The 23,983-nt window shown below is 40.5% G+C and carries 20 protein-coding genes; 9 read left to right on the top strand and 11 right to left on the bottom strand.

What is annotated here, in order from left to right; all coding sequences use genetic code 11:
* The first annotated feature begins 14 nt into the window (after positions 1–14).
* Complete coding sequence (locus tag MSBR3_RS08390) at positions 15–5,012, top strand: PKD domain-containing protein (protein WP_048107514.1); 4,998 nt, start codon at positions 15–17, stop codon at positions 5,010–5,012.
* Positions 5,013–5,231: 219 nt separating this feature from the next.
* Here MSBR3_RS08390 and MSBR3_RS08385 read toward each other — a convergent pair whose 3' ends face one another.
* From MSBR3_RS08385 to MSBR3_RS08370, 4 genes are all read right to left on the bottom strand, one after another.
* Complete coding sequence (locus tag MSBR3_RS08385; protein WP_048107513.1) at positions 5,232–5,915, bottom strand: DUF5591 domain-containing protein; 684 nt, start codon at positions 5,913–5,915, stop codon at positions 5,232–5,234.
* Positions 5,916–6,248: 333 nt separating this feature from the next.
* Positions 6,249–7,430 (bottom strand): aminotransferase class I/II-fold pyridoxal phosphate-dependent enzyme, encoded by a 1,182-nt coding sequence (locus MSBR3_RS08380; RefSeq protein ID WP_048107512.1) that lies wholly within the window; start codon positions 7,428–7,430, stop codon positions 6,249–6,251.
* An 80-nt stretch (positions 7,431–7,510) separates the two neighbouring features.
* On the bottom strand, positions 7,511–8,002 hold the full coding sequence (locus MSBR3_RS08375; protein ID WP_048107511.1) for an Lrp/AsnC family transcriptional regulator: 492 nt from the start codon (positions 8,000–8,002) through the stop codon (positions 7,511–7,513).
* Positions 8,003–8,070: 68 nt separating this feature from the next.
* Entirely contained in the window at positions 8,071–8,448 is a 378-nt protein-coding gene (locus tag MSBR3_RS08370) for a 30S ribosomal protein S8e (RefSeq protein ID WP_048107510.1), read from the bottom strand.
* A gap of 641 nt (positions 8,449–9,089) precedes the next feature.
* Here MSBR3_RS08370 and MSBR3_RS08365 point away from each other — a divergent pair.
* Both MSBR3_RS08365 and MSBR3_RS08360 read left to right on the top strand, forming a co-directional pair.
* On the top strand, positions 9,090–9,416 hold the full coding sequence (locus MSBR3_RS08365) for a DUF6951 family protein (protein ID WP_048107509.1): 327 nt from the start codon (positions 9,090–9,092) through the stop codon (positions 9,414–9,416).
* A 357-nt stretch (positions 9,417–9,773) separates the two neighbouring features.
* Positions 9,774–10,463, top strand: a complete 690-nt coding sequence (locus MSBR3_RS08360; RefSeq protein WP_048110224.1) for a DUF169 domain-containing protein — start codon at positions 9,774–9,776, stop codon at positions 10,461–10,463.
* 395 nt (positions 10,464–10,858) lie between these two features.
* On the opposite strand, the gene MSBR3_RS08355 is transcribed toward MSBR3_RS08360, so the two are convergent.
* Complete coding sequence (locus MSBR3_RS08355; protein WP_048107508.1) at positions 10,859–11,410, bottom strand: flavodoxin family protein; 552 nt, start codon at positions 11,408–11,410, stop codon at positions 10,859–10,861.
* The gene (locus MSBR3_RS08350; RefSeq protein WP_048107507.1) at positions 11,403–11,999 is read right to left on the bottom strand and encodes a sugar O-acetyltransferase; all 597 of its coding nucleotides are present in this window, start codon (positions 11,997–11,999) and stop codon (positions 11,403–11,405) included. The genes MSBR3_RS08355 and MSBR3_RS08350 overlap by 8 nt, the downstream gene beginning before the upstream one ends.
* A 425-nt stretch (positions 12,000–12,424) precedes the next feature.
* On the opposite strand from MSBR3_RS08350, the gene MSBR3_RS08345 reads away from it, so the two are divergent.
* Together MSBR3_RS08345 and MSBR3_RS08340 are read left to right on the top strand one after the other, a co-directional pair.
* Positions 12,425–12,925: an NOB1 family endonuclease gene (locus tag MSBR3_RS08345; protein WP_048107506.1), complete on the top strand. Its 501-nt coding sequence runs from the start codon at positions 12,425–12,427 to the stop codon at positions 12,923–12,925.
* 186 nt (positions 12,926–13,111) lie between these two features.
* Positions 13,112–13,726 carry an orotate phosphoribosyltransferase-like protein gene (locus MSBR3_RS08340; RefSeq protein WP_048110223.1) on the top strand — a complete coding sequence of 205 codons (615 nt, stop codon included), beginning with the start codon at positions 13,112–13,114 and terminating at the stop codon, positions 13,724–13,726.
* A gap of 234 nt (positions 13,727–13,960) precedes the next feature.
* Here MSBR3_RS08340 and MSBR3_RS08335 read toward each other — a convergent pair whose 3' ends face one another.
* On the bottom strand, positions 13,961–16,093 hold the full coding sequence (locus MSBR3_RS08335; RefSeq protein WP_048107505.1) for a DHH family phosphoesterase: 2,133 nt from the start codon (positions 16,091–16,093) through the stop codon (positions 13,961–13,963).
* 565 nt (positions 16,094–16,658) lie between these two features.
* On the opposite strand from MSBR3_RS08335, the gene MSBR3_RS08330 reads away from it, so the two are divergent.
* Together MSBR3_RS08330 and MSBR3_RS08325 are read left to right on the top strand one after the other, a co-directional pair.
* On the top strand, positions 16,659–17,441 hold the full coding sequence (locus MSBR3_RS08330) for a slipin family protein (protein WP_048107504.1): 783 nt from the start codon (positions 16,659–16,661) through the stop codon (positions 17,439–17,441).
* Positions 17,442–17,497: 56 nt separating this feature from the next.
* Positions 17,498–18,826, top strand: a complete 1,329-nt coding sequence (locus tag MSBR3_RS08325) for an NfeD family protein (protein ID WP_230627982.1) — start codon at positions 17,498–17,500, stop codon at positions 18,824–18,826.
* A gap of 329 nt (positions 18,827–19,155) precedes the next feature.
* On the opposite strand, the gene MSBR3_RS08320 is transcribed toward MSBR3_RS08325, so the two are convergent.
* From MSBR3_RS08320 to MSBR3_RS08310, 3 genes are all read right to left on the bottom strand, one after another.
* Entirely contained in the window at positions 19,156–20,481 is a 1,326-nt protein-coding gene (locus MSBR3_RS08320) for an AIR synthase-related protein (protein WP_048107503.1), read from the bottom strand.
* Between the two features lie 267 nt (positions 20,482–20,748).
* Positions 20,749–21,357, bottom strand: coding sequence for an imidazole glycerol phosphate synthase subunit HisH (hisH, locus tag MSBR3_RS08315; RefSeq protein ID WP_048107502.1), 609 nt, complete (start codon positions 21,355–21,357; stop codon positions 20,749–20,751).
* A gap of 991 nt (positions 21,358–22,348) precedes the next feature.
* Complete coding sequence (locus MSBR3_RS08310; RefSeq protein WP_230627980.1) at positions 22,349–22,597, bottom strand: DUF2683 family protein; 249 nt, start codon at positions 22,595–22,597, stop codon at positions 22,349–22,351.
* A gap of 265 nt (positions 22,598–22,862) precedes the next feature.
* On the opposite strand from MSBR3_RS08310, the gene MSBR3_RS08305 reads away from it, so the two are divergent.
* Positions 22,863–23,348, top strand: a complete 486-nt coding sequence (locus MSBR3_RS08305) for an Ig-like domain-containing protein (protein ID WP_048107500.1) — start codon at positions 22,863–22,865, stop codon at positions 23,346–23,348.
* A gap of 42 nt (positions 23,349–23,390) precedes the next feature.
* Positions 23,391–23,852 (top strand): carboxypeptidase-like regulatory domain-containing protein, encoded by a 462-nt coding sequence (locus tag MSBR3_RS08300; RefSeq protein ID WP_048107499.1) that lies wholly within the window; start codon positions 23,391–23,393, stop codon positions 23,850–23,852.
* Here the strand turns inward: MSBR3_RS08300 and MSBR3_RS21425 are convergent.
* Positions 23,843–23,974 (bottom strand): hypothetical protein, encoded by a 132-nt coding sequence (locus MSBR3_RS21425; protein WP_268989130.1) that lies wholly within the window; start codon positions 23,972–23,974, stop codon positions 23,843–23,845. The two genes, MSBR3_RS08300 and MSBR3_RS21425, sit on opposite strands and share 10 nt — an antisense overlap.
* Between the last annotated feature and the right edge of the window lie 9 nt (positions 23,975–23,983).

Here is a 23,983-nt window from a genome sequence, read left to right as displayed (position 1 = left end):
ACTGGCGGTCTAAAATGAAAGGAAAGAAGTGTGTTAGAAGGTTTAGGGGACAGACCTTAAATAAAGTTTTGGGGATAACGGTACTTACTTTTTTAATGTTGGTGAGCATTGCAGGAGCCTCGCCATTTGCATACATTACAAATTCAGAGAGTAACAGTGTCTCTGTAATTGATGCGACTACAAACAAAGTTACAACTACAATACCCGTAGGATCCAACCCTACTGGAGTTGCAATTAACCCGAATGGGACAAAGGTTTACGCAGTAAATGCTCGTAGCAGTGATGTATCTGTAATCGATACGGCAACAAATAGTGTTGTAGCTACTGTGCGTGCAGGAAATTTTCCACAGGGAATTGTAGTCAGTCCCAACGGAAAAAAAGTTTATGTGACAAACCGTTATAGTAATAATGTTTCTGTAATTGACGCCGGTGCAAACACCGTTGTAAGTACATTGAATACTGGAAAATCTCCTGCTGGAGTAGCGGTAAGTCCGGATGGAAAAAAGTTATATGTTACAAATTATGAGGATAACACAGTTTCTATATTTGACACTACCACAAAAACCGTTATAACCACGATATCCGTAGGAAGAGGCCCTAAAGAAATTTCGGTCACACCGGACGGAACTAGAGTATATGTTGCGAACTCAGATAGTAAAAGCATTTCTGTGATTGACACGGCGACAAACAGCGTTACGAATACATTGACGGTAGGGAGAATTCCTTCTGGAGTTGCAGTTACTCCAGATGGAAAAAAGGTGTATGTGACCAATAATGATGAGTATTTCAGCACTGTCTCTGTAATTGACACTGTAACAAATAAAATTACAGCTGCGATACCCGTAGGTTCCGGTCCTGTGGGAATTGCAGTCACTCCGGATGGAAAAAAAGTATATGTAGCTATCAGTTTCTATAACACTGTTTCTGTAATTGACACTGCAACCAACGCTATTACAGCCACGGTGCTTGTAGAAAACAGTCCTTATGCTTCGGGCCAGTTTATAGGTTCCATCCCAATAGAACCAGTTTATCCTTTAGCGAACTTCAGCAGCAATATCACATCGGAATATGTTTTCCCTTCTGTACCTGTACAGTTTACGGATCTCTCAAAAGATGCAACTAAATGGGTCTGGGATTTTGGAGACGGGTCTGGTTCAACAAAGCAGAACCCTGCGCATACTTATTCTGCAACAGGAATCTATACTGTAAGCCTGACAGTAAGCAATCCAAACGGCACAGACTCAAAGCTTGCTACGGTAAATGTTGTACCAAATGGTTATCCTGCGCCTTCGTATGCATTTATTACAAATCTCAACAGCAACACTGTTTCTGTAATTAACACAGGAAATAACACGCTTACAGCTACAGTGCCCGTAGGGACCGAGCCTTTTGGGGCTGCAGTGAGTCCGGATGGAACAAAAGTATATGTGACAAATACTAAATACGGCAACAGGGGTACGGTTTCTGTAATTGACACGGCAATAAATAAGGTTACAGCTATAGTGGATGTAGGCTATAAATACAGTCCCTGTGGAATTGCAGTCACCCCGGACGGGAAAAAACTGTACGTAGCAGATCGTGATATCAAAGGTGTCTCTGTAATTGATACATTTACAAACACTGTTATAGCCACGGTGCCTGTAGGAGTTAATCCGCTAGGGGTTGCAATTACACCGGATGGGAAAAAAGTATATGTGGCAAACCGTTATAGCAACACTGTCTCTGTAATTGATACCAGCACAAACGCTGTTATAGCAACTGTGGAAGTTGGATCTGGCCCCTGTGGAGTTACAGTTAACCAGATGGGAACAGTACTGTATGTGACTAATTGTGAAAGTAATACTATTTCTATAGTTGATATATCTACAAACACTGTTACAGCCACAGTGCCTGTGGGAAAATGGCCTATGGGAGTTACAGTAACTCCTGATGGGACAAAAGTGTATGTGGTAGATGAAGGCAGTAATAATGTCTCGGTAATCGATACCGCAACAAAAAATGTTATAGCAACTGTGAAAGTCGGAAAAAACCCTTACGGAATTGCAGTCACTCCGGATGGAACAAAGATATATGTAGCAAACTCCGGCGATAGTGATAATCTCGGAAGTACTGCCTCTGTAATTGACACAGTTACGGATAGGGTTATATCTACAGTAAACACAGGTTTCAGTCCTACTGCTTTCGGTCAATTTATCGGTCCTCTTCCGGCACAACCAGATTATCCCGCTGCAAACTTCAGCAGCAATCTCACATCAGGTTATGCTCCTCTTTCAGTCCAGTTTACGGATTTCTCGAAGAATGCGGATGGTTGGAACTGGAATTTTGGAGACAAATCCACTTCGACACAGCAGAATCCAGCACACACTTTCCTCAGAGCAGGGAATTACAATGTAACACTTACAGTAAACAATAAAAACGGTACTGATTCGAAAATTGCTACAATAACCGTTCTAGCACAACCGGGATTTTCTGTATCCCCAACTTCAGGAAAATCGCCACTTAGTGTTAGTTTTACCGATCAGAGTACAGGATCACCAGCCTCATGGAAATGGGATTTTGGAGACGGGACGAATTCAACAGAAAAGAATCCTGTGCACATATATCGAAAAGCAGGTAAATATTCTGTTACATTGACATTGAACGAAACTGGAAACAAAACTGAAGTAACGAAATCTAGCTATATAACTATCTCAAATGGATATGAAGCTCCTATCGCTGCTTTTTCTGCGTCCCCAACTTCAGGAAAAACACCTCTTAGTGTTAGTTTTACTGACCAGAGTACAGGATCACCAACCTCAACGAAGTGGACTTTTGGAGACGGAACGTATTCAACCGGGAAGAACCCTGTACATACGTACAGCAAAGCAGGATTATATTCTATTACATTAGCAGTAAGTAATGCCGATGGCAGTAGTACATTAACAAAAACCGGCTATATTCTTGTTTCAAACGTTTTAAATCCGCCTGTCCCAGGTTTCTCTGCATCTCTTACTTCAGGAAAATCGCCTCTTACGGTTGACTTTATTGGCCAGAGTACAGGCCTGCAAACTGAACGGAAATGGAGTTTTGGAGACGGGAATACTTCAACAGAAAAAAATCCTGTGCACACGTTCAACAAATCAGGACTTTATTCTGTAACATTGACAGCAAGTGATGAAATAGGCAGTAATGCCTTGACAAAAACCGGTTATATTGCTGTCTCAAGCGATTTAAGTATACCTGTTACCAGTTTCTCTGCGTCCCCAACTTCAGGAAAATCGCCTCTTACTGTTAGTTTTAATGGCCAGAGTACAGGGTCACCGACTGCATGGAAATGGAATTTTGGAGATGGAAGTAATTCAACAGAAAAGAATCCTGTACATACATACAACGAATCAGGGCTATACTCCGTTAAATTGACAGCGAGTAACTCAAACGGCAGCAATGCCTTGACAAAAACTGGTTATATTGCTGTCGTTTCAAACGTTTCAAACACTTCTGTTACCAGTTTCTCTGCATCCCCGACTTCAGGAAAAGTGCCTCTTACTGTTAATTTTACTGACAAAAGTACGGGAAAGCCAAGTTCATGGAAATGGACCTTTGGAGATGGAGATAATTCAACAGAAATGAACCCTGTACACACATACAATAAATCAGGGAATTATACTGTTGCTTTGACGACGACCAGTGAGGGAGGTAGTGATAAGGTGCAAAAATCAAACTACATAAGTGTAGTTTCTGTGAACGGTAGTGTGGTATCGGGTCCGGACCATACTGTTCCTGTCACCGCCTTTTCAGCAACTCCAACTGCAGGAAGTATGCCTCTTACTGTTAGTTTTACTGACCAGAGTACAGGTTCGCCAGCTTCATGGAGATGGACTTTTGGAGACGGAACCACCTCAGCAGATAAAAATCCTGTACACACATACAATAAATCCGGACGATACACTGTTACATTGACAGCGAGTAGTGCAAACGGCAGCAATGCCTTGACAAAGACAGGTTATATTTATGTGTCAAATGTTTTAGCTGCTCCTGTTACCAGCTATTTTGCATCCCCTACTTCCGGAAACATGCCTCTTGTTGTTCGTTTTACTGACCAGAGCACAGGAGCACCAACTGCATGGAGATGGGCTTTTGGAGACGGAAACACTTCAACAGATAAAAATCCTGTATACACATACAATAAATCCGGACGATACACTGTTACATTGACAGCGATTAATGCAAACGGTAGCAGTGCCTTGACAAAATCCAGCTATATTGCTGTCTCTAGTGTTTTAGCTGCTCCTGCTGCCAGCTTCTCTGCATCTCCTGTTTCTGGAAAGGCTCCACTAGCCGTTGGTTTCACTGATCAGAGCACAGGTTCGCCAGCTTCATGGAAATGGGATTTTGGAGACGGAAGTAATTCGACAGAAAAGAATCCTGTACATACATACAATGAATCAGGACTATACTCTATTAAATTGGCAGTAAGCAATTCGAACGGTAGCAATGCCTTGACAAAAACCGACTACATTGCCGTTTCAGGTATTTTAAATGCTCCTGTTACCAGTTTCTCTGCGTCCCCTACTTCAGGAAAAACACCTCTTACTGTTAGTTTTACTGACCAGAGCACAGGCTCACCAACCTCATGGAGGTGGGTTTTCGGAGATGGGAATACTTCAACAGAAAAGAACCCTGTGCACACATACAATAAGTCAGGACTATATTCTGTTACATTAACAGCAAGTAATGTAAATGGCAGTAATGCGTTGACAAAAACCGGTTATATTGCAGTTTCAAACTCTCTTGCTGCTGCTTTTTCAGCATCTCCTGGTTCAGGGCCTGCACCGCTTAATGTTAGTTTTACTGACAACAGCACAGGATTGCCAAATACATGGAAATGGGATTTTGGAGATGGAAATAATTCAACTGAAAAGAATCCTGTATATGTGTATAATAAAACAGGACGATACACTGTTAGTTTAACCGTAAATAATTCGGAAAGCATCAGTACTGAAACCAGGCCCAGATATATTATAGTTAATTGAATACCTTAAATTGAAAAAAAGAGCTTTGCAGAAACCTATCTACCAGTTGCAAGAGGCAATGAGATAATGAAACATGACGATATCAGTTTAAACTATCAAAGATATATTATTTCTTAGAGTTTCTATAGAGCCAAAAAAATATTTCAACTGGATATGCAGTAAAAAACAGTATTTATCGAAATTCTTCTGAATTCAAAAAGAGAAAAAAAGTGTTAACTTTTAAAGAAGGTACCAATCAGTGTCATCAACCGAAATATCTTCTTTAAGTCCTACTTTTCTCCCTGGGAGTTTAAGAGCATTCGTAATTGCGTCTGAAAAGTCCTGAAGGTACTCTCTTGAGGAGAGGCTGTTATAGATAAAAGGTTTATCTGGCTGGATCATTTTCTGAATGGTTGATTCTTTCGGCACGATATCAACTTCTATGTCAACCATTTCCACGGCTTTTTCCATTGCAGTTCGGAAATCCCCTATACAATAAGCTATTCTGTGTTTGTAATTGTCCCTTGTCTTTTCGAGGTAAGCGGCAAGTCTTTCGCTTTCCATTTTTATAAAATCTCGTTTAACTTTTGCCACGTTACATTTACCCATCATAAAGCTGTAATGCATGAACGGATATTGAGTATCAAGTTCCCTGGGAGTAATTCCACAGGTTCCGAAGGTTACTATATGTACATCTTCAGGTTTTGCAATTTCGAAAATTATTCTGTCGAATTTTTTGTGAGAGGGACTTTCATGATAGGGTTTCCTTTTGGCACAGGGAACAAAAACACAGAGTTCCCTGTACGGAGCTTCATATTCGTTCAGGACCCATTCATTAGCCCTTATCATATCCGGGTGATAAATTACCCTATCAGTGTCAAGAGGTTCTTTAGAACGCTCATCTTCAGGAATAATGGGTTTCATAAACGTCAAGCTAATTGAGCCTGGAAATTGTATATATAATTAACTAACTTTGGCAGCAGCAGGGGTTATAACTTTGAGAAATGTCTTAAGTTGAACTGAACATGAGCAAAGTAAGCAAAGCAATAAAAAAACAAAACAGTAAGAAAATAAAGCAGTAAAGCAGTAAAGAAGTAAAGCAGTAAAAAGTGGAGCAGTAAAAAGTAGAGCAGTAAAAAGTAAAGCAACAAGAAAGTAAAGCAACAAGAAAGTAGAGCAATAAGAAAGTAGACAATAAAAAAGCAAAGAAGTAAAATAGAAATATAGACAAAAGACAAAAGGGACGGAGAGTCGAGTTTACTGCTTTAAACCGTCCACAAAGTCTTCCATTCTATCTAACGCTTTTCTAATATCATTTGTAGATGCCGCGTAGGCGCAGCGCAGGAAGCCTTCACCTGCCTCTCCAAAAGCATCTCCGGGGATTGCAACGACTTTCTTTTCATCCAGAAGGCGTTCTGCAAATTCAGAGGAAGAAAGGCCGGTATTTCCTATATAGGGGAAGGCGTAAAATGCACCTTTAGGGTTGCAGCACTCAAGCCCTATTCTGTTAAAGCCCCTGACAATAAAGTGCCTGCGTCGGTCATATTCCCGAACCATCCTCTCCATTTCATCTTTGCCATGACGGAGTGCTTCGATTGCGCCTACCTGAGCAGTTACGGGAGCACACATCATGCAGTACTGATGGATCATCATCATTGAATGGATGATCTCCGGAGAGCCCATTGCAAAGCCGAGCCTCAGTCCTGTCATTGCATAGGCTTTGGAAAAGCCGTTAAGCATAACAGTCCGCTCTTTCATGCCTTCAAGTGAAGATAATGGGACGTGCTTGCCTTCATAGGTAAGGCACTCGTAAACTTCGTCCGAGATAACAAACAGGTCATTCTCCACAACCAGGTCAGCAATATCCTCGAGTTCTTCCTTTGACATAATTGCTCCTGTGGGATTATTAGGAAAATTGAGAATTATTGCTTTTGTCTTGTCCGTGATTGCAGGTTTAAGGGATTCTGCAGTCAGGCTAAACTCATCGTCCCTGTGGGTGGAAACGATAACCGGTTTACCTCCTGCAAGAATAACCGAAGGCATATATGCCACATAAGAAGGCTGGACAATAATAACCTCATCACCAGGGTTGACTACGGTCCTTACTGCTATGTCCAGAGCTTCACTCACACCTGTTGTAATGAGGATCTCGGATGAAGGGTTATAGTCCAGACCGTAACGCCTGTAGTAGGTTCTGGTAAGTTCGTCTCTGAGTTCCGGAAGCCCGTAATTTGAAGTATATGAGGTTTGCCCTTTTTCCAGAGAGTGAATACACATCTCACGGATATGCCATGGAGTAATAAAGTCAGGCTCTCCTACACCAAGGGAAATTACATCCTCAAGTCCGGAAACCAGATCAAAAAAACGGCGTATTCCTGAAGGAGGAATTTCTTTCATAACGTCGGCAACAAACTTTGAAGGATCACATGAAGGTCTCAAGCAAAACACTCCATAAAAATTATATGAGTATTCTGAAATGTAAAATCTGATCGGAAAATCAGGCTCTGAATCATTTCATATCAAAATGAGACTGGTAGCCTTTGAATCGTTTCAGGTTCATGGAGGATAACCCCATCTTCTTTATAGGTTTTCAGCACGAAGTGGGTTGATGTGCTCTGTACCTGATCGAGGGTTGCAATTTTCTCTGCTACGAAAAAAGCCACGTCCTTCATTGATTTTCCTCTGACAGTCAGGGATATGTCATAATTTCCAGATAGGAGCCTTACTGACCTGACTTCCGGAAACTTGTAGATTCTTTCTGCAATTGCCTGATAGCCCTGATTACGCTCGAGAGTAACCTTCAACTCAATAACTGCATAAACATAGTTTTCCCCAACCAGATCCCAATCAACTATGGTTTTGTAGTGCCGGATAACTCCCGTCTCTTCAAGTTTTGCAATTGCCTGGGAAACTTCCTGTGCAGACATATCCGTAAAGGATGCTATTTCCTCTGGACTCGTTCGTGCGTCATTCTCAAGAATTTCCAGTATATGTCGAATCTTTTCATCCATATTAGTCACCGGCACAAGGTAAGGGAATTTGATAAAGAATCCCCGTTTTGGGGTAAGTTAAATTTTAATTATTCAATTAATACAGCATTTACAACTCCGTCCTGCCCCGGTCTGCTTGTAACTTTAGCAGTTCCGAGAGAAGTCCTTATTACTGAGCCTTTTGTCAGAATGTTACGCCTGATGTAGTGCTTGTTTGCAACGTTGTCGAGAACTGTCTCAATGGGAGTTGAAGTGGTTTTTCCGTCTTTGGGATTGGTTACGTTTGCAGTATTGCACTGAAGAAGTCTTACTTTCCTGTTGCCTCCCATAGTGTGAATGTTTTTCCTCTTTATTTCACTTATACGGGTTTCTGCAGACTCACGGCCCATTTCGAACTTGCGCTTCCCACGGGCAGCAATAACTTTCCCACCAGTCACTTTTCTTCTGGAGCTACCTTGCCATCTCATTTTAAAACCTCATCATGTATTGAAATTATAATCAATGCTTATCTTTAATGATTATTTATGTATTTTCCTATTGTAATTCTATATTTTCCTATTGTAAATATACTGTAATCCTGATCTGGTGATCGTGTCAGGGCATAAGCATACTTATCGCTCTGATTATATATTAATTATATTAGCAGGAGTACTTAACTAGCATATTTGCTATGGACTAATCAATACAAATAGGATCGTATAAGAACTTTACGATCAGAAAACCAGGAAAAAATTCAATTTTACATCCTGCCTGCATCTGTAAAGTGAGATAAAATTAGAGAGCTGTGAATACAGATACAGAGCTGTAAATGTGGATACGGAGGTGTAAATGCGGATACGAAGATGTAAGTATGGATTACAGAGTTGCGAAAAAATGTTGCAAGTATGATTACAGAGTTGCGATTTAAAATGTTGTAAAGCCCTAAACAGAAATCCTATAGTACGTTCACAGGCGCAAGTGAAGAAAAAAGGCATATGCTAAAAATTATATAAATATAAGGTAAACGAATCTTTTGCAGGTTAAAGTTGAGATATTAATTTCCAATTTAAACTCCATACTAAAAAAGGTCCGATATCACGGGAAAAAATAACAATAACGAGGAGAGATAATGGTTACAGAGATTTCACTGAACACAATATGTGGACATACGACAAAGATAATTGCTACTAAAGAAGGAAAGAGTACTCATATACATATTAAGTCTACATGCGAAAAACTCCGAAAATGGGGCACACACTTTGATATGGAAATGAAAGACCTTATGGGGGGTCCAGAAACCATACTTGGCAGGAAATCAGCTGAAATGCCTCTTACGCCTACCTGTCTTGTTCCGGCAGCAGTAATGAACGCTTGCTGGCTCGAAAATGGCATGATTTCGAAGAATCTTGCTCGCGAAATGGGAAAGATGGAGATCATTTTCGATAAATTAGAGTGAATTTTTCCATAAATCCCCTTATTTCCTTTGGAAAGATCCTCAGAGATCTACAGTACTGAAAAAAACGGCCGAAAACAGTAGTACTGTGAGAAACTGCCTGTATACATATAAACTTGGGAATGCTTATATTGAATCTTATCGTGTATTATTTGCCTGTAACTGATAAGAATTGACCTTAACCGATAAGAGTTTGTTTGTAACTGATAAGATAATTCTAAGTTTCCAGCAAAATTTGATAAAAATTGTATGTCTTGTTTGTCCAGGACTAAATAATGAACTTCTGGAAATATTTTGGAAATTATAAAACGGTATTGTTATCTTAGAAGTGACAAAAGTTTCAAAACCCGAGTTGAGAATATGGATGTAAAAGAGATAAATAAATATGGACAAGAGATTGTAGACTGCCTGAAACTGAAGACCTCTCCTGTTGCCGTGAAATTGATCCCAAAAGGAGGAGAAGTTCCGGAGGGAATAAAGAAAGTAGATGAGACTATGAGACACTGCCAGCTGGTTGATAGAGTCCGAAGAACAGGTGAGGAGTTCTATACTCTGGGTGAAGACCAGATGTGCAAAGGCGGAGCTGGCGCAATGGGTCTTGGAGAAATGCCTCCAAAAGTCGCAAGTGGAGAATTTTATTTTAATAAACTTAAACAGTTCAGTACCCAGGGTGCTGCAAGGCGTACCCTTGAAAGGGTTCCCAAGCTTCCTCCAAACTCAACAGAAGCTATTCTGTATTCTCCCCTGGAAAAAGCCACGTTTATGCCGGATGTTGTTATAGTCATCGGTAATCCTAAACAAATAATGTTACTTACACAGGCTGCAATGTATAAAACAGGCGGCAGAGTCGAAGCAAGTTTTGCAGGAAAGCAGAGCTTATGCTCCGACGGAGTCGTAAATGTATACAAAGAAGGTAAAATCGGAGTCACAGTCGGTTGCAGTGGCAGCAGGACGTATACAAAGATCTCAGACGAAGAAATGATTATGGGAATTCCCACTGAACTTCTAGCTGATGTAGCAGATGGCCTCAAGGAAATTTGCCCGAAGTAAAATTAAAAATAATATTTTCTCTTCAAAAGTGAATTCCTTCATGTTCAAGCCCTTTGACAAGATTTTCAAAACAATCGTGAAAAGGGCTTGTCAATACATAAGCAAAACATTTGTCAATACATAAGCAGAACATTTGTCAATACATAGCAAAACACTTTTGCTATATAACTTAAAAACCTCTTAGTTTTATCCTTTTTGAGCAAACATTAATTCTTTTCTTGTCATTCTAAGGTATAATTCATGAAAATATAATCCCGGACCATAATTAATCATTTAAGAGGAGCAAGATTCAAAACCATAAATTAGTCCTTTTAAGTGAAGCATAGTGAAAAGGATAACGGGCCCCTTAGATACAGTTTGGATAGCAAAACTCAGGTTATGAAAATGTCAATTATTTAAATGCTAGTGCCAAAAGCTTGCGCTTTATTTAGCCAATCCCCTTGTAAAATATCTCCTTTTGCTGATACGCTGGTAGCTATTAAGATACCCCTGTCTTTCCATTTCATATAATCTGCCGTATGCTTGTAAGTATCTACGGCGCCGCTGAAAAATCGTTCTGCATCGCACTCTCCACACATAATTAAAGCGGATTCTTTTACATTAAGAGATTTTTTGCGGCTATCCACACAGTAGGCACAAAACCTGTCAATTACAGCCTTTAACTGTGCAGAAATCCCAAAAAAATACAAAGGGGAAACCAGTACAAGCATATCTGCGCTTTCGAGTAGTGGTTCAATTTCTTTCATATCGTCACATTGAACACAGGCTCTGTCCTTTGTCCAGCACATAATACAGGCTTTACATCCATTAATATTGAGTTTTGCCACTTCTATTTTATTTACTGTATGCCCCTTTTCCTTTGCTCCTTTCATAAAGGCATCTGCCAGCATATCGCTATTACCATTCTTCCGTGGACTACCGGTAAGTATCAGTATATTTTTATTCATCGGGTACCATCTCTAAAAAATTAATTTTATCTTGTTCTGTAATTTTACGTTTGACCCTACACGGACTGCCAACAGCTACTACATTGGCCGGAATATCCTTTGTTACTACACTTCCAGAACCGATGACGGCGTTATCGCCAATGGTAACACCAGGATTCACAATAACGCCACCACCAAGCCAAACACTGTTGCCTATACAAATAGGGAGGGCATATTCTAACTGTTCATTCCGTATATCAGGATGTACGGGATGTCCTGCAGTAAAAAGACTAACATTAGGTGCAATAAAAGCGTTGTCACCGATACTAACTTTAGCGCAGTCGATAATTGTGCAATTATAATTGGCGTAAAAGTTCTCCCCTACAGAGATATTATATCCATAATCGCAGCGAAAGGGCGGTTCAATAATGAAGTTTTTACCTGTTTTGCCAAAGAGTCTTTGAATAATTTTGTTTCGCTGCTCAGTTTTACCTGGATGAAGAGAATTAAATTCAAAAATCAATTCCTTTGCAGCCTGACGTTCTGCGACCAGTTCTTCCCCAAAAGCTCTATAAGGTTTGCCTGCTAGCATTTTTTCTTTTTCTTTCATTTTAAATTCCTTATATATTTCAATATGACAATAACACTTTAAGCTTTCTGATTTTAGTAGGAAGCAATTGTCCCCTATGGATCTCACATTGTCTTTTGATGTACAAATTTTGGAGTAGACCTTTTATATAATTACGAAACAGTGACTATAAATAGCGGACGATTTTTACACTGAAACAAATTTGGGAAAACAGAATTTTGAAACTTCGTATGAAATCAGTCTTTTTTAGTAAGCGAAACGCAAATGAGCAAAACAAGTTCTTGATTCTATGCATAATTCGAGATAAACTAAAAGAGCCACACACTGCTAAAAAGAGCGCCGTCTTCCCGAGACGAAACTCTGGATGTAGGGCCGCAACTCTATCAGGATGGGACTCGCGGGAATCAATTATATACTAATATACTAAAAGAGAAAAGAGAAGAAAAATGACCTATTACATAGCAGATTCAGCAGTTTTTATAATGGGAAACTGTGACCTGGACAGTTCTCTCATAATTACCGTTCCTTCGGTTGCGGAAGAGTTAAAAAGCGGGGATGCTTCCCTTCGTTTTGATCTTGCAAAAGAAGGGGGGTTACGTGTAGAATGGCCAGATCCCGAAATGGTAAAAGAGGTCCGGAAAATGGCTGAGCTCACGCGAGACTCCGAAGAACTCTCAAAGACTGACCTGGAAATTCTTGCAAAGGCTCTTGAATATAGAGATAAGGGCTTACTGCTTACGGACGATTATGCAGTCCAGAACGTTGCCGTGCAGCTTGGGATTCAGGTTAAGCCTATTGCCCAGAAAAAAATAAAGGATATTATTATCTGGCAAAAACAGTGTATAGGCTGCAAAAAAACTTTTGACAAAGGGGATGTTTGCCCGATCTGCGGTTCCCCTCTTAAGAAAAAGAGGAAAAAAAGTAGAAAAGAAAAGAGTTACTTTTGAGCTAAAGAAAAAGATATAATGCTTGATAATGTAATAGTGTCTTTAGTTGAGAGAATTTACATTTGAACATAGTTTACCAGGCAGTATTCAAGGCAAGTATTGTGAATAAGTTGTAAAATCGTGAAAAAATGCAGAGAAAAGTGCCGAAAAATACAGCCGGATAAAAACTCAGGTGGGAATGGAGGCATGAAGAACATAGAAGATTTAATCCAGAAAGCTGTGGAATTGCAGAGTAACGGGCTTGTAACCGGCCAGATTGCCGACGAACTCAATGTTTCAAGGGAAACTGTGACCTGGCTTTTAACCCGTTCAAAAAAAGAAGTAACAGCCCCCGCTCCAAAGGATATTTCCGTAAACTGGAGCAGCATAGGAAAAAGTGCTACACGGCTCCACTACATCTCACTTGCGCTCTGTGACATGGTACTTGAGACTCTGGAAAAAACAAACACCGAAGTCGACGTTGTTGTCGGTGTTGCTGCCAGCGGCATTCCCCTAGCAAGCATGATGGCAAATGAACTGGGAGCTGACTTTGCCCTCTATCATTCCCGTAAAGGGCAGGATGTAGTCCAGCCAGGCCATAAAGGGACAATAAGCAGAAACTTCGGAAGCGTTGCAGGCAAGAACTGCGTAATCGTGGATGATGTTATTACTACAGGTTCCACAACTATGGAGGTCATTGAGCAGCTTCGGGAAATGGGTGCCAAACCAAGAGCTGTAGCAGTTCTTGTAGATAAAAAAGGCGCAGATATGATTGCTAATGTCCCGATCCAATCCCTTGTAAGGATTGTACGCCTGGACTAAAACAAAACAAGATAAATCGTAATATCTTTTTGAATTGAAAGCCTTTCCAAGTGAAAGGTTTCCTAAATTTTTCCATTCTTTTTTGAAGTTTTGCAGCTGTTTAAAACTGCCTGCTTGGTTTTAAGAACAAACAGTGTGTAGATTTAAGAATCCAATTTTTTAAAATAGACTACTTAAGAATGAAATTTCTCTATTCAGAATAGAAGCAAAGGAAGAAAAGAGTATTAAAACCGTTTAATACTCAACATCGGTGGATGCTATCTTTTCGGCAAGTTTCGATAACACCTCAGTTCTCATTCCTTCCACAAATTTGATACTACCTACAACCAGATGTCCTCCTCCACTGACACCTGCGCCTTTCATTTCTTCCCTGAGCTCCCTGACGATTTTTGGAATATTCATAAGCACGCCCTTGGAACGGATGACTGCAAAGTCAGGACCGTATCCGATAGTTACCACGGGTTTATCCGGATACCTTTTGGTAAGCACGTCATGAACTTCGCCTGAGGTCTTTCCTGGTGGCGGGAAGGTGAATTTCTGGGCGTAGTTTTCAACGTCTATCACATTCATAATAGTCCCATTTGACAGTTTTTGAGACTTGACATTAAAGAGGCAGGTTTCAAGCTGTTCCTGTATCATGGTATTTGCCTGTTCGCAGAGCAGGGAAACCAGTTTTTTATGGGTGTCGTGATCCCCCAGATCCAGAATATCGTCGATAAGACCTTTTCCACTACTGAATTTCAGCCAGAACTGCTCATAGTCCAGAGCCAGAGCCATTTCTTTCAGCTCTTCAATGGTATAACGGTCCGAGACAAGAGAAATATACCTTTCAGCCTCCGGAGCTTCTGAACGGTCTCCAACTGCCGAAACCGCTGGGAGATGTTTTATTGTATCGCTGATGTCGGGATTAATCATACGAGCAACTTCAGCACAGAGCATTCCGGCAGTAACCCCGAAATCCCCTCCCACATGTGCGGGATTTACGTGCCCTATAAGGTACTGGTCAACAATCTCATCCGGGTGGTGATGGTCAATGACAAGCATATCGATTCCATAAACGCCGGCCTGCCGCATTGAAGGTACGTCTTCTTCCGTTGACCCGTTGTCCACAAGGATTACAAGCGGCATCTTCTGCCCGTGTCTGGAAAGATCTTCAAGTGCAAATGAAATATCCCTTGTAACATCGGCAAGTTCATAAAAAGGAGCTTTCGAAGGAGCGCGTTTGTAGAAGTAATATTCCGCATCCGTTCCCCCGATTTCCGTAATAAGGGGCAGAATCGCTCTCTCAATTGCAATTGCCGAGGTAATGCCATCAGCGTCAGCATGATGCCTTAGAATAATCGGAGTTGAATGGAGAATAGCTTTTTTGATTTCTTTAGCGACATGGAGCATCCTGGGTTTAAGTTTCTCCATAATCTCGCTTTTGATAAGAAAAGGAATATCTGCAGGAGCTGCCTTTTCGTCAATTACCCTCTCAACTCTGCTCTTGACAACTGCTTCCTTCTCTCCTGTCAGCAGTTTCATGCTCATGACCTCGATCTGAACCTGGTCATCTCGCAGGGTCACTTCTCCGGTAATGGAAACAATCATTCCTGCATCAATATGCGGATAGGATCTTTTCCCAGCACTCTCAAAGGCTGCACAGGGCACAAAGCCTCCCTCGTCGCTAATAGTAAAAATCGTGGGCCCGCTGGTCTGCTTTACCTGAATCACTTCCCCTTCGATTCTGAGAAGTTTGCCCTTCATACTGGAGTCGATTTCAGCTGAACTTTTGAGCGGAAGCTCCTTTTCAAGCTCGATAGTTTCGTATTTTTTAAGGGTTTTAGGGATGAGATCCAGCTTTCCTCCGGCCTTGATGCTTTTTACCAGTACAATCACGGCCTCGCCTACTTCAGGAGGAATTCCTACATTGCTAGAATGCATAAGTCCTCTTACGTGAGGGTTAAGATCCACAAAGACCCCAAAAGACGCTTTACTGCTCACTATCCCATGATAAAGTTTTCCTGCTTCCACATCTTTAAGGTCGCAGGACTCATCAAGGGCATAAACATACTGAGAATGGGCACAGGACTCGCATATCTCTTCATCGGGATCCTGTGGGTTCTCAATACGTTCTCCACAAATCTTGCATGTGTATATCTTTCCCAGCCCCTTACAGGTTTTACAAGGAGTAGTTACTTCAATACTTCCAGTGCCTTTACATTTTTCACAGGCAGCACCATTTTTTAAAAAGCTATCAAGATTTTTTTCTGACATTTTCATGAAATCAATTGATTTTGATTTACCTTTACCCTTACATTGAGGGCAGATTTCAGTTGAAACAACTTTATAGCCACGTCCGTGGCAGTCTGGACATTCCTTACTCATTAATATCAACACCAATGGTTCTTTCGAACCTGCGTTTTCTTGACCTACTGTTTGAAGCTCAGAATACCTTCTTGAGCCTGACAGTATTTCTCTTTTCTATTGTCAGCTTTAAGTAAGCTGATCTAACTCTAAGGCCTTAAGGGCTGAAAATCAATAGCATTCTGACCTCTTTTCCCTGTCAACTTACTTTTCCCTGTTTTATATCTTCTACGTTTCAAATATAAGTGTTTTCGGAGGCAACTATTTCTCAGAATGAGTCTCTCGCAGTCCTTTATAATTTTACACAATCAGGCATCTGCATTTTTGACATTTATTCCTCCTCCGATGTCGTTCGAAATCTGAAAAACTGAAGTCAATTGGAAATCTGGAGAAGGAAACAATATAAATAATAATACACTAAATAATAATATAGCTTTTCAGATATTTGTATAATGCGGGGTGTAAAATTTTTGAACTATGAAGACTTACTTTATAGAAACTTTTATTATTGTTTATCTGAACAAAGAGTACTTAATTATTATTAAATCTAATTTAAACATTAATGGAATAAGAGGTTATAAAAATTATGAGTATCTTTGCCAGTCAAATCTATCTTCCTGTATTATTAGTTTTAATATTAATACTCTCACAATCAATAAAAATGGTTAACGAATACGAGAGAGTAGTCATTTTTAGGTTGGGCCGCCTAAGTGGTGTAAAAGGGCCAGGGATTTTCTTTATTATCCCGATTGTTGACAGAGCTATAAAAATCGATCTTAGAGTTGTTGCAATCGATGTACCCAAGCAAGCAGTAATCACAAGGGATAACGTCACGGTTGAAGTGGATGCGGTTGTTTATTACAAGGTCATAGAGCCTGGAGCTGCCATAACTCAGGTTGAAAATTATATGTTCGCAACTTCTACCCTTTCACAGACTACCCTGAGGGATGTTATGGGCCAGATGGAATTAGACGAGCTGCTTTCGGAAAGGGAGAACATCAATAAGCAAATTCAGGAGCTTCTGGACAAGTATACTGATCCATGGGGGATCAAGGTTACAGGTGTTACAATTCGAGATGTTTCCCTGCCTGATACGATGAAGAGAGCAATTGCCAAACAGGCTGAAGCCGAAAGAGAAAAGCGTGCCAGAATTATCCTTGCGGAAGGAGAATCCCAGGCTGCGCAGAAAATGAAGGAAGCTGCAGCTTCCTATGAAGGTATGCCCGCAGCTATCAAGTTGAGGGAGTTACAAACTTTAGCCGAAATTGCCAGGGAAAAGAACCTCATAGTAGTTACCCAGTCCCAGTCTATTGAAACCGGAAATATAGCAGCTTTATCTACGGCTATTGCGGAAAGAAAAGAACAGTAAAGGCAAAAATAAGCGTAAACAAAAATTATAGCAGCAAAAAGAACTGAAGGAAATGGATGAGCAAGAAAAGATCGATAACCATGTACGTGGAAAGGGGTTCACATCTCTTCTTTATTTTCTTCCTGTGTTTAATCCTCATAGCCGTTTCTATACCCTCTGTGGATGCAGGACCTGAACAGAAAGTACTTGTGCTTGAAATATCCGAGGCTATAACACCAGCTTCAGATGATGTTGTAGCTGATGCAATAGAAAAAGCTGAAAATGAAAACTTTGAAGCTCTTATAATTGTCCTGGATACCCCAGGCGGAGGACTGGACGAAACTCAAAAAATTATAAGTACAATTGAGAATGCAAGCGTGCCTGTTATCGGATATGTGCCAGAGGGTGGGAAAGCCTGGTCAGCCGGCACACTCATCCTTATGGGAACAGATATTGCTGCAATGGCACCATTCACGGTTATAGGATCAGCTCAACCGGTTCAGATGTCGGCAGAAGGAACAAAACCCATTACCGATGAGAAAATAATAAATGCCCTTGTCAAATTCTCGGTTGCAACAGCTAGTAAACACGGTAGAAACGAGACTTTTGCAGAAGAGGTTATAACGAAAAATAAAAATCTTGACGCACAGGAAGCTCTGAAAAGCGGTGTAATAGAGTATATAGCTCCTTCTATCCCAAACCTGCTAGTACAGATAAACGGGCAGCAGGTAAAACAAAAAGTCCTGCAAACCGAAAATGCAGGAATAGAAATCTATGAACCTCCTCTTTCACTATCCCTTTTAGGACTCATCTCAAACCCGATTATTTCCTCCCTTCTTTTGACCCTGGGAATTTACGGGCTAATTTTCGGAATCTCAAGTCCTGGGGCCGGAGCAGAGATTTTCGGAATCATGTCAATTGCACTTGGGCTAATGGGTACAGGCTTTGATATCAATTTAGGGGCAATCTTCCTCATTCTTTTGGGAATAGGACTTTTGATTGTTGAAATTAAAGTCCCCGGGTTTGGGATATTCGGGCTTGCAGGTCTCATCAGCCTTATAATAGGAAGTATACTTCTTGTACCGATGGGAAGCGAAAACATTTACACCCCTGAGTTTCGAAAAGTCCTTACCCTGACGGTTGTTGCCCCTACGGTTGTTTTCGGATTGTTTCTGGTTTTTGCAATTTATAAAGTAACAGAAATCAGAAAGAAAAAACCGGTTATTGGAGTGTTTATTGGGGAAACCGCCGAAACCATAGATCCTTTAGGGCCTCAAAAGACAGGCTACGTCCGCTATAATGGAGAATACTGGAAAGCCAGTTCAGAAGAGGAAATCGAACCGAATGTAGAGGTTGAAATCACTGGAAAGGTAAGGGAAACCCTTTTAGTAAAAAGAAAAATGTAATTGTTCCATGTCAGTAAAACGAAAAATGTATTATTCCCCTCTTCCCAGCTCGATTTCTTTTTTCTTTTACCTTAACTGCAAAGTTACTAATTTCAGGATTTAACCTGTTTAGCTATCTTTACTAAAGCTTTTCAAAAACCTTTTGGTTATCTTAAATTACGCATTTTACTAAATTTTAGCTAAAGCTTTTTTAAAAGGCTTTTTTGAAATGTTTTTGAAGTGCTTTTGATCTTACCTTAAATTATGTATTTACTAAATTTTCGCTAAAGCCTTTTTTTGAAAGGCTTTTTTTGAAAGGCTTTTTTTTGAAAGGCTTTTTTTGAAAGGCTTTATTTACTTCTTATTTTTTCAAGGACTTTTTGTTTCTTTTCAATGGCTTCAAGCGCAGCCTTATCAATTGCTGCTCTCATTTCTTCAAAGTCTCTGGGATTCTCTTCTCCATGGACTTTTTTGACTGGTGTGTAGGCAGACTCTCTAAACCTGGGTGTAAAGTCTCTGCATTCGCCATTTAAGAAAATTTCAGCTCCGTTTCCTTTATCAACATGCCCTATTACGTCAATTTTAATGCCTGCAGCTCTGACAGTATCGAGGATTTCGTCAGCATATGCAGGGGGAACAATTATAAGAAGGGCATCGAGAGAGACTCCGAGATAGTCGATTTTCAGGTTTTCAAGCATTGAAAGTACTTTTGTGTTTACAAGAGCTCTTATCTTTTCCTCTTCAAAGACAAGTTTTACTCCTGCAGTTTTTGATATTTCCTTGGCATCTCCTCTAATCCCGCCATTAGTAACATCAGTCATCGAATGGACTTTCTTATGCAGCCCGGACTGCAACAGGACTTCACAGGCTTCCAGAAAACGAATATTAATGGTTTCTTCCACAACTTCATGCATCCCATAGTAAAGTGCAGTTGTGGAAACCGTACCTCCACCTGCGCCTTCAGTCATAAGGATAAGGTCTCCTGCTTCGGTCCGGTTCCGCGAGGTAAGAGAAGAGGTTATGCCAACAGCTCCAACTCCACCCGTCATACGTTCGCCTATGACCATGTCCCCGCCGATTCGAAGCGTGCTCCCTGTAATAAGAGGTATTCCGGTAAGTTCCGAGACCGTAGTTATTCCTGCAATATGGTCAAAGATCTTTGCTACATCTCCGTCGTCTGCTACATGAATGTCGGAAAGCATTGCCAGGGGTCGAGCTCCCATAGCATATATATCACGCAAAGCTGCTCGGGCTACATGAAAACCCGAGAGAAAAGGAAAGTCGCTCAGACGAGAGTGAATTCCGTCAATTGTAACCACGAGATAGTCTTCACCGATTTTGACAACCCCTGAGTCATCAAGCTGGGAGCTATCCACAACAGCACCTGTCTTGCCTATAACTTCTCCTAGCTTGGAGTGAACGTAAAAGTCGCCTATCCCTCTGGAACCTACCCCGAATTCACCCATTGAAACTCCTGAGAAAGTGGGGCTTAACACGTCTCCTTTTACATCAAGTGTCGCTTTTGCCTCACAAACAACCGCAGCAGCGATCTCATGAGCTTTTTCCACGCTTATATGCTTAATTTCAAGAATTCTTGAAGCCAGTTTTGCTTCAAGCCCTGCTTCATTTGAGGGGTCCTCCCTGAGAGCCCGTTTTGCGTAGCCTTCTATATCCATAGTAACCATCTCTTGCAGATCTTTCTGCCCTGAAAGGTAGCAGGGCAGGATAGTTTGGCATTCAAGTATCAGTCTATTTTTATTAATCTGTTGATTTGAGGTAGTTATTGATTTGAGGTAGTTATTGATTTGAGGTAGTTATTGATTTGAGATAGCCTGTTGGTTTCGGATACCTCATCGCAAAGTGTGTAGGACTCAGAACTAATAATCAGGAAAAAGTGAAAAAATGATTTAAGTACAAAGGGATAAATTCTTAGAGAAGCCCTTTCAGCACATATCTACAAAGTTTTTCAGAATCTTCAGCCCGATAGTTCCACTTTTTTCAGGGTGGAACTGGGTACCCATAACATTGCCTTTGGAGTTTACGACGGATGCTGAAAAGTCCAGCCCATAACTGCAGGCTGCAAGGGTGTTTTCAGATGCCGTGTCCACGTAGTAGGAGTGGACGAAGTACACAAACGAGTTATCAGGGATCCCTTCAAATAGAGGGTGGTCCTGCTTGATTTCAATATTATTCCAACCAATGTGAGGTACCTTTAGTTCGGATTTCGGAAAGCGCAGTACCTTACCGGAAATAAGATCAAGCCCGTCAGTAAGCTTTCCTTCCTCCGAAGAACTCATGAGAACCTGTTGCCCAAGACAGATCCCGAGCATGGGCTTGCCTGACCGTGCGTATTCTTCTATAGTCCCTTTGATAGGGGCAAGGCACTTCATCGCATCCACAAAAGCACCAACACCCGGGAGAATTAAACCGTCTGCGGCAAGAATTTCCTCAGGATCCCCTGAGATTGCGGGACTTGATCCGACTTGCTCAAGCCCCTTTTGGACGCTGCGGAGGTTTCCAAGCCCGTAATCGAGAATCACAATTCTTTTCATATTTCTAACAAACAAAGTTAAGATAGATTAACTTTACGAGTAACGAAAAGGGTATCAAGAAGATAATTTAAGGATAGAAAGAAACTAATTAAAAGAAAGATAAAAATGAAAATAAAAAATAGGCGATAAATGAAGGACTATAAGATCCTTTGCAGTTAAGACCTCCCAGCAGGAAGGCTGTAAGAACTGTTCTCCCTTTCAAAAGTCACTTTGTATTTGCCACAATGTATACATTCGTAGCGTTTTTCGAGCACTGTTGGCAAAAAGCACAATGCACCGCTTTTCCGCTTCCATTTATGCAGTCCTAAAAAACACAAGAAACTACGGTTACGATCCGATTCGTCTGAATCATCAGAGCATTCTTGAGCCAAAAAACTGTTTCCCCTTGTTTATGGTTGTTTAGTTTATTCCATAACGGTAAGGAAAATATGGTCAAAAGAACTATATAAATATATAGTTTTTATGGAAAATATCAAGAAGTTCTGCTATTGAAAAATATATATGGCTAAAAATAATAGAAAATATGGAAGATAGTAAAATATGTTAGCTAGTTTGTGTTGCAATTAATAACAGGTTTGTAAGGATATTAAAGAGCTATTTTCGAGTGTGGACTTTCCAACGGTAGCAAAATAAAGAAAAGAATCAAATTTTTAGGTATTTACTGCGCGTTCGCCGTTATACGCACTCATCCTGTTCGCGTCGAAATCTGAAGAAATAACAAAAATATTAGAAAATATTATCGTGATGGTCGTAGTCTCCTAACGTCACTGTCATTGATTCCTCGTCAACAGAAAAAACTAGGACAAAATGCTTATCGATATGAACTCTTTTTAAATGATTCATTGGAAATCTCAAATTTTTATATCTGTGAGGGTCCTGGACAATTTCGTCAGCTTTATTTAAGATAATTTCAAGTTGTTTTTTATTCTTTTTGCTAATTTTTCAAACTTGTTATCAAGCTCCGCTTTGATCCTTAATGTATACATAGGAATCAAAGACCATAACGTTTTCTTAAGTTTTCAACTGTCCCAACTTCTAATACTTCCTGTTTCTGTATTCTTCTCAGTTTTTCAATGTACTCAGGTTTTAACTCTGGCTCCAGAATCACTTCTTCATACTCTTCAGCCATTTTATTAATAGCAGCACTTTTGTCCTTTAAACCATACTTTGCTTTTATAATATTCAGAATCCGGTTGGTGTTATCATCAATGTTTATGATTGCTTGAACCATATATACCATATTAATGAAAGATTAATTCCATACTAATACGTATCGTTCTGCAAGTTTTTAAGAAACTTATCAAGGCCTTCGAGTGCCTCGTTTAACATTCCAGTGAGAACTACTGGAATTGTCAATTTCTCCTAACTCAAGTTATAATACTAATCTCTACTAACTTCCATTCTTCACTTATTTTAAAGCTTCAAGATAGGGCAAACACGACTGTAGTAAAATATTAATAACCTCATGTATTAATACTTACTAAAGTTTTTGAGAGTGGTAAAACATGAAGAAATTCAGATTTATCAGACATGATGAAAAAGCCATGGAACTACCGATTAATATAGTCGTGATGTTGGTTGTCGGGATGGTTGCGCTTGCAACGCTAATTTCGATCATGCCGACCCCGACAAAGGATATGTCGGTATTTGTGGAAAGCACTGCTCTTAACGGAGGTAATTCTGTAAAAGGAAACTCAATAATAGTGAGTGCCAGTACTGCAGAAAACCCGTTTGCCGTAACTGCAGTTGTAAAGATAACTGACAGCGATGGAAACCCTGTAAGAAATGCAAACGTTATTTTGAGAGGGCTTGGCGGAGCAGCATCAAACACTACGGATGCTAACGGGGTCACTTTCCTGACAACACCGGAAAATGCAAGGGTAAGGCTTGACCCTAACCAGAATGAAGGAACAATGGACCTGAAAATCGTTGCCGATGGCTTTTATGACTACGAGAAAAAAGATGCAGTTATGATCATTAAGACCAGGTAATTGTGTATCTCCCAAAAGTAAAGCTGAATGGAGGAGCCCTACATGCTGCGTGAAAAATTCAAACACGACGAAGCAGGAACTCTGGGGCTTCCAATAAGGATTGTCGTGCTTACAGTTGTGGGTCTTATAGGGTTTTGCACGATTCTTACAGCCCTGAGCAATGCCCCTGCTCCTCCAAAACCTATGTATGCTACAGCAAATATGAGTGTACTTTCCTTACCTTCCACTGAAGGAGGCAGCAATAAGGAAACAAACCTGAGCTTGTCTGTAAAAGTGTTTGACAGCGAAAATCGTGGAATATCAGATGCAAATGTGATTGCCTGGAGCCCGGATCGGAAAAAAGCGTATTCAGGCGTTACCGACCTCGAAGGAAATGTAATATTGAAAATTTCTAATCCCGAACTGCCTCCGGGAAAAGCTGAAGGATATATCAGGATAAAAGTAATGAGAGAAGGATACAGAGATTTCACCAGCGATTATTTTCTGAAAGTGATTCAGAGCTGAATTGCTCTGGATAGATTTATACTGGAAGAGTCTGAGGCAAAAATACCGGATCTTGTTCCACCGGGTCTTGTTTCTGCATCATTTCTCCGTGCTTCCTGTTCTCCGAATTTTCTATTTTTCATGTTGTTACT

Source organism: Methanosarcina barkeri 3 (assembly GCF_000970305.1).
In the GTDB taxonomy this organism is placed as follows: Archaea; Halobacteriota; Methanosarcinia; order Methanosarcinales; family Methanosarcinaceae; genus Methanosarcina; species Methanosarcina barkeri_A.
Note: the sequence above shows the minus strand (reverse complement) of the source record. Positions and strands in the feature narration are given on the sequence as shown.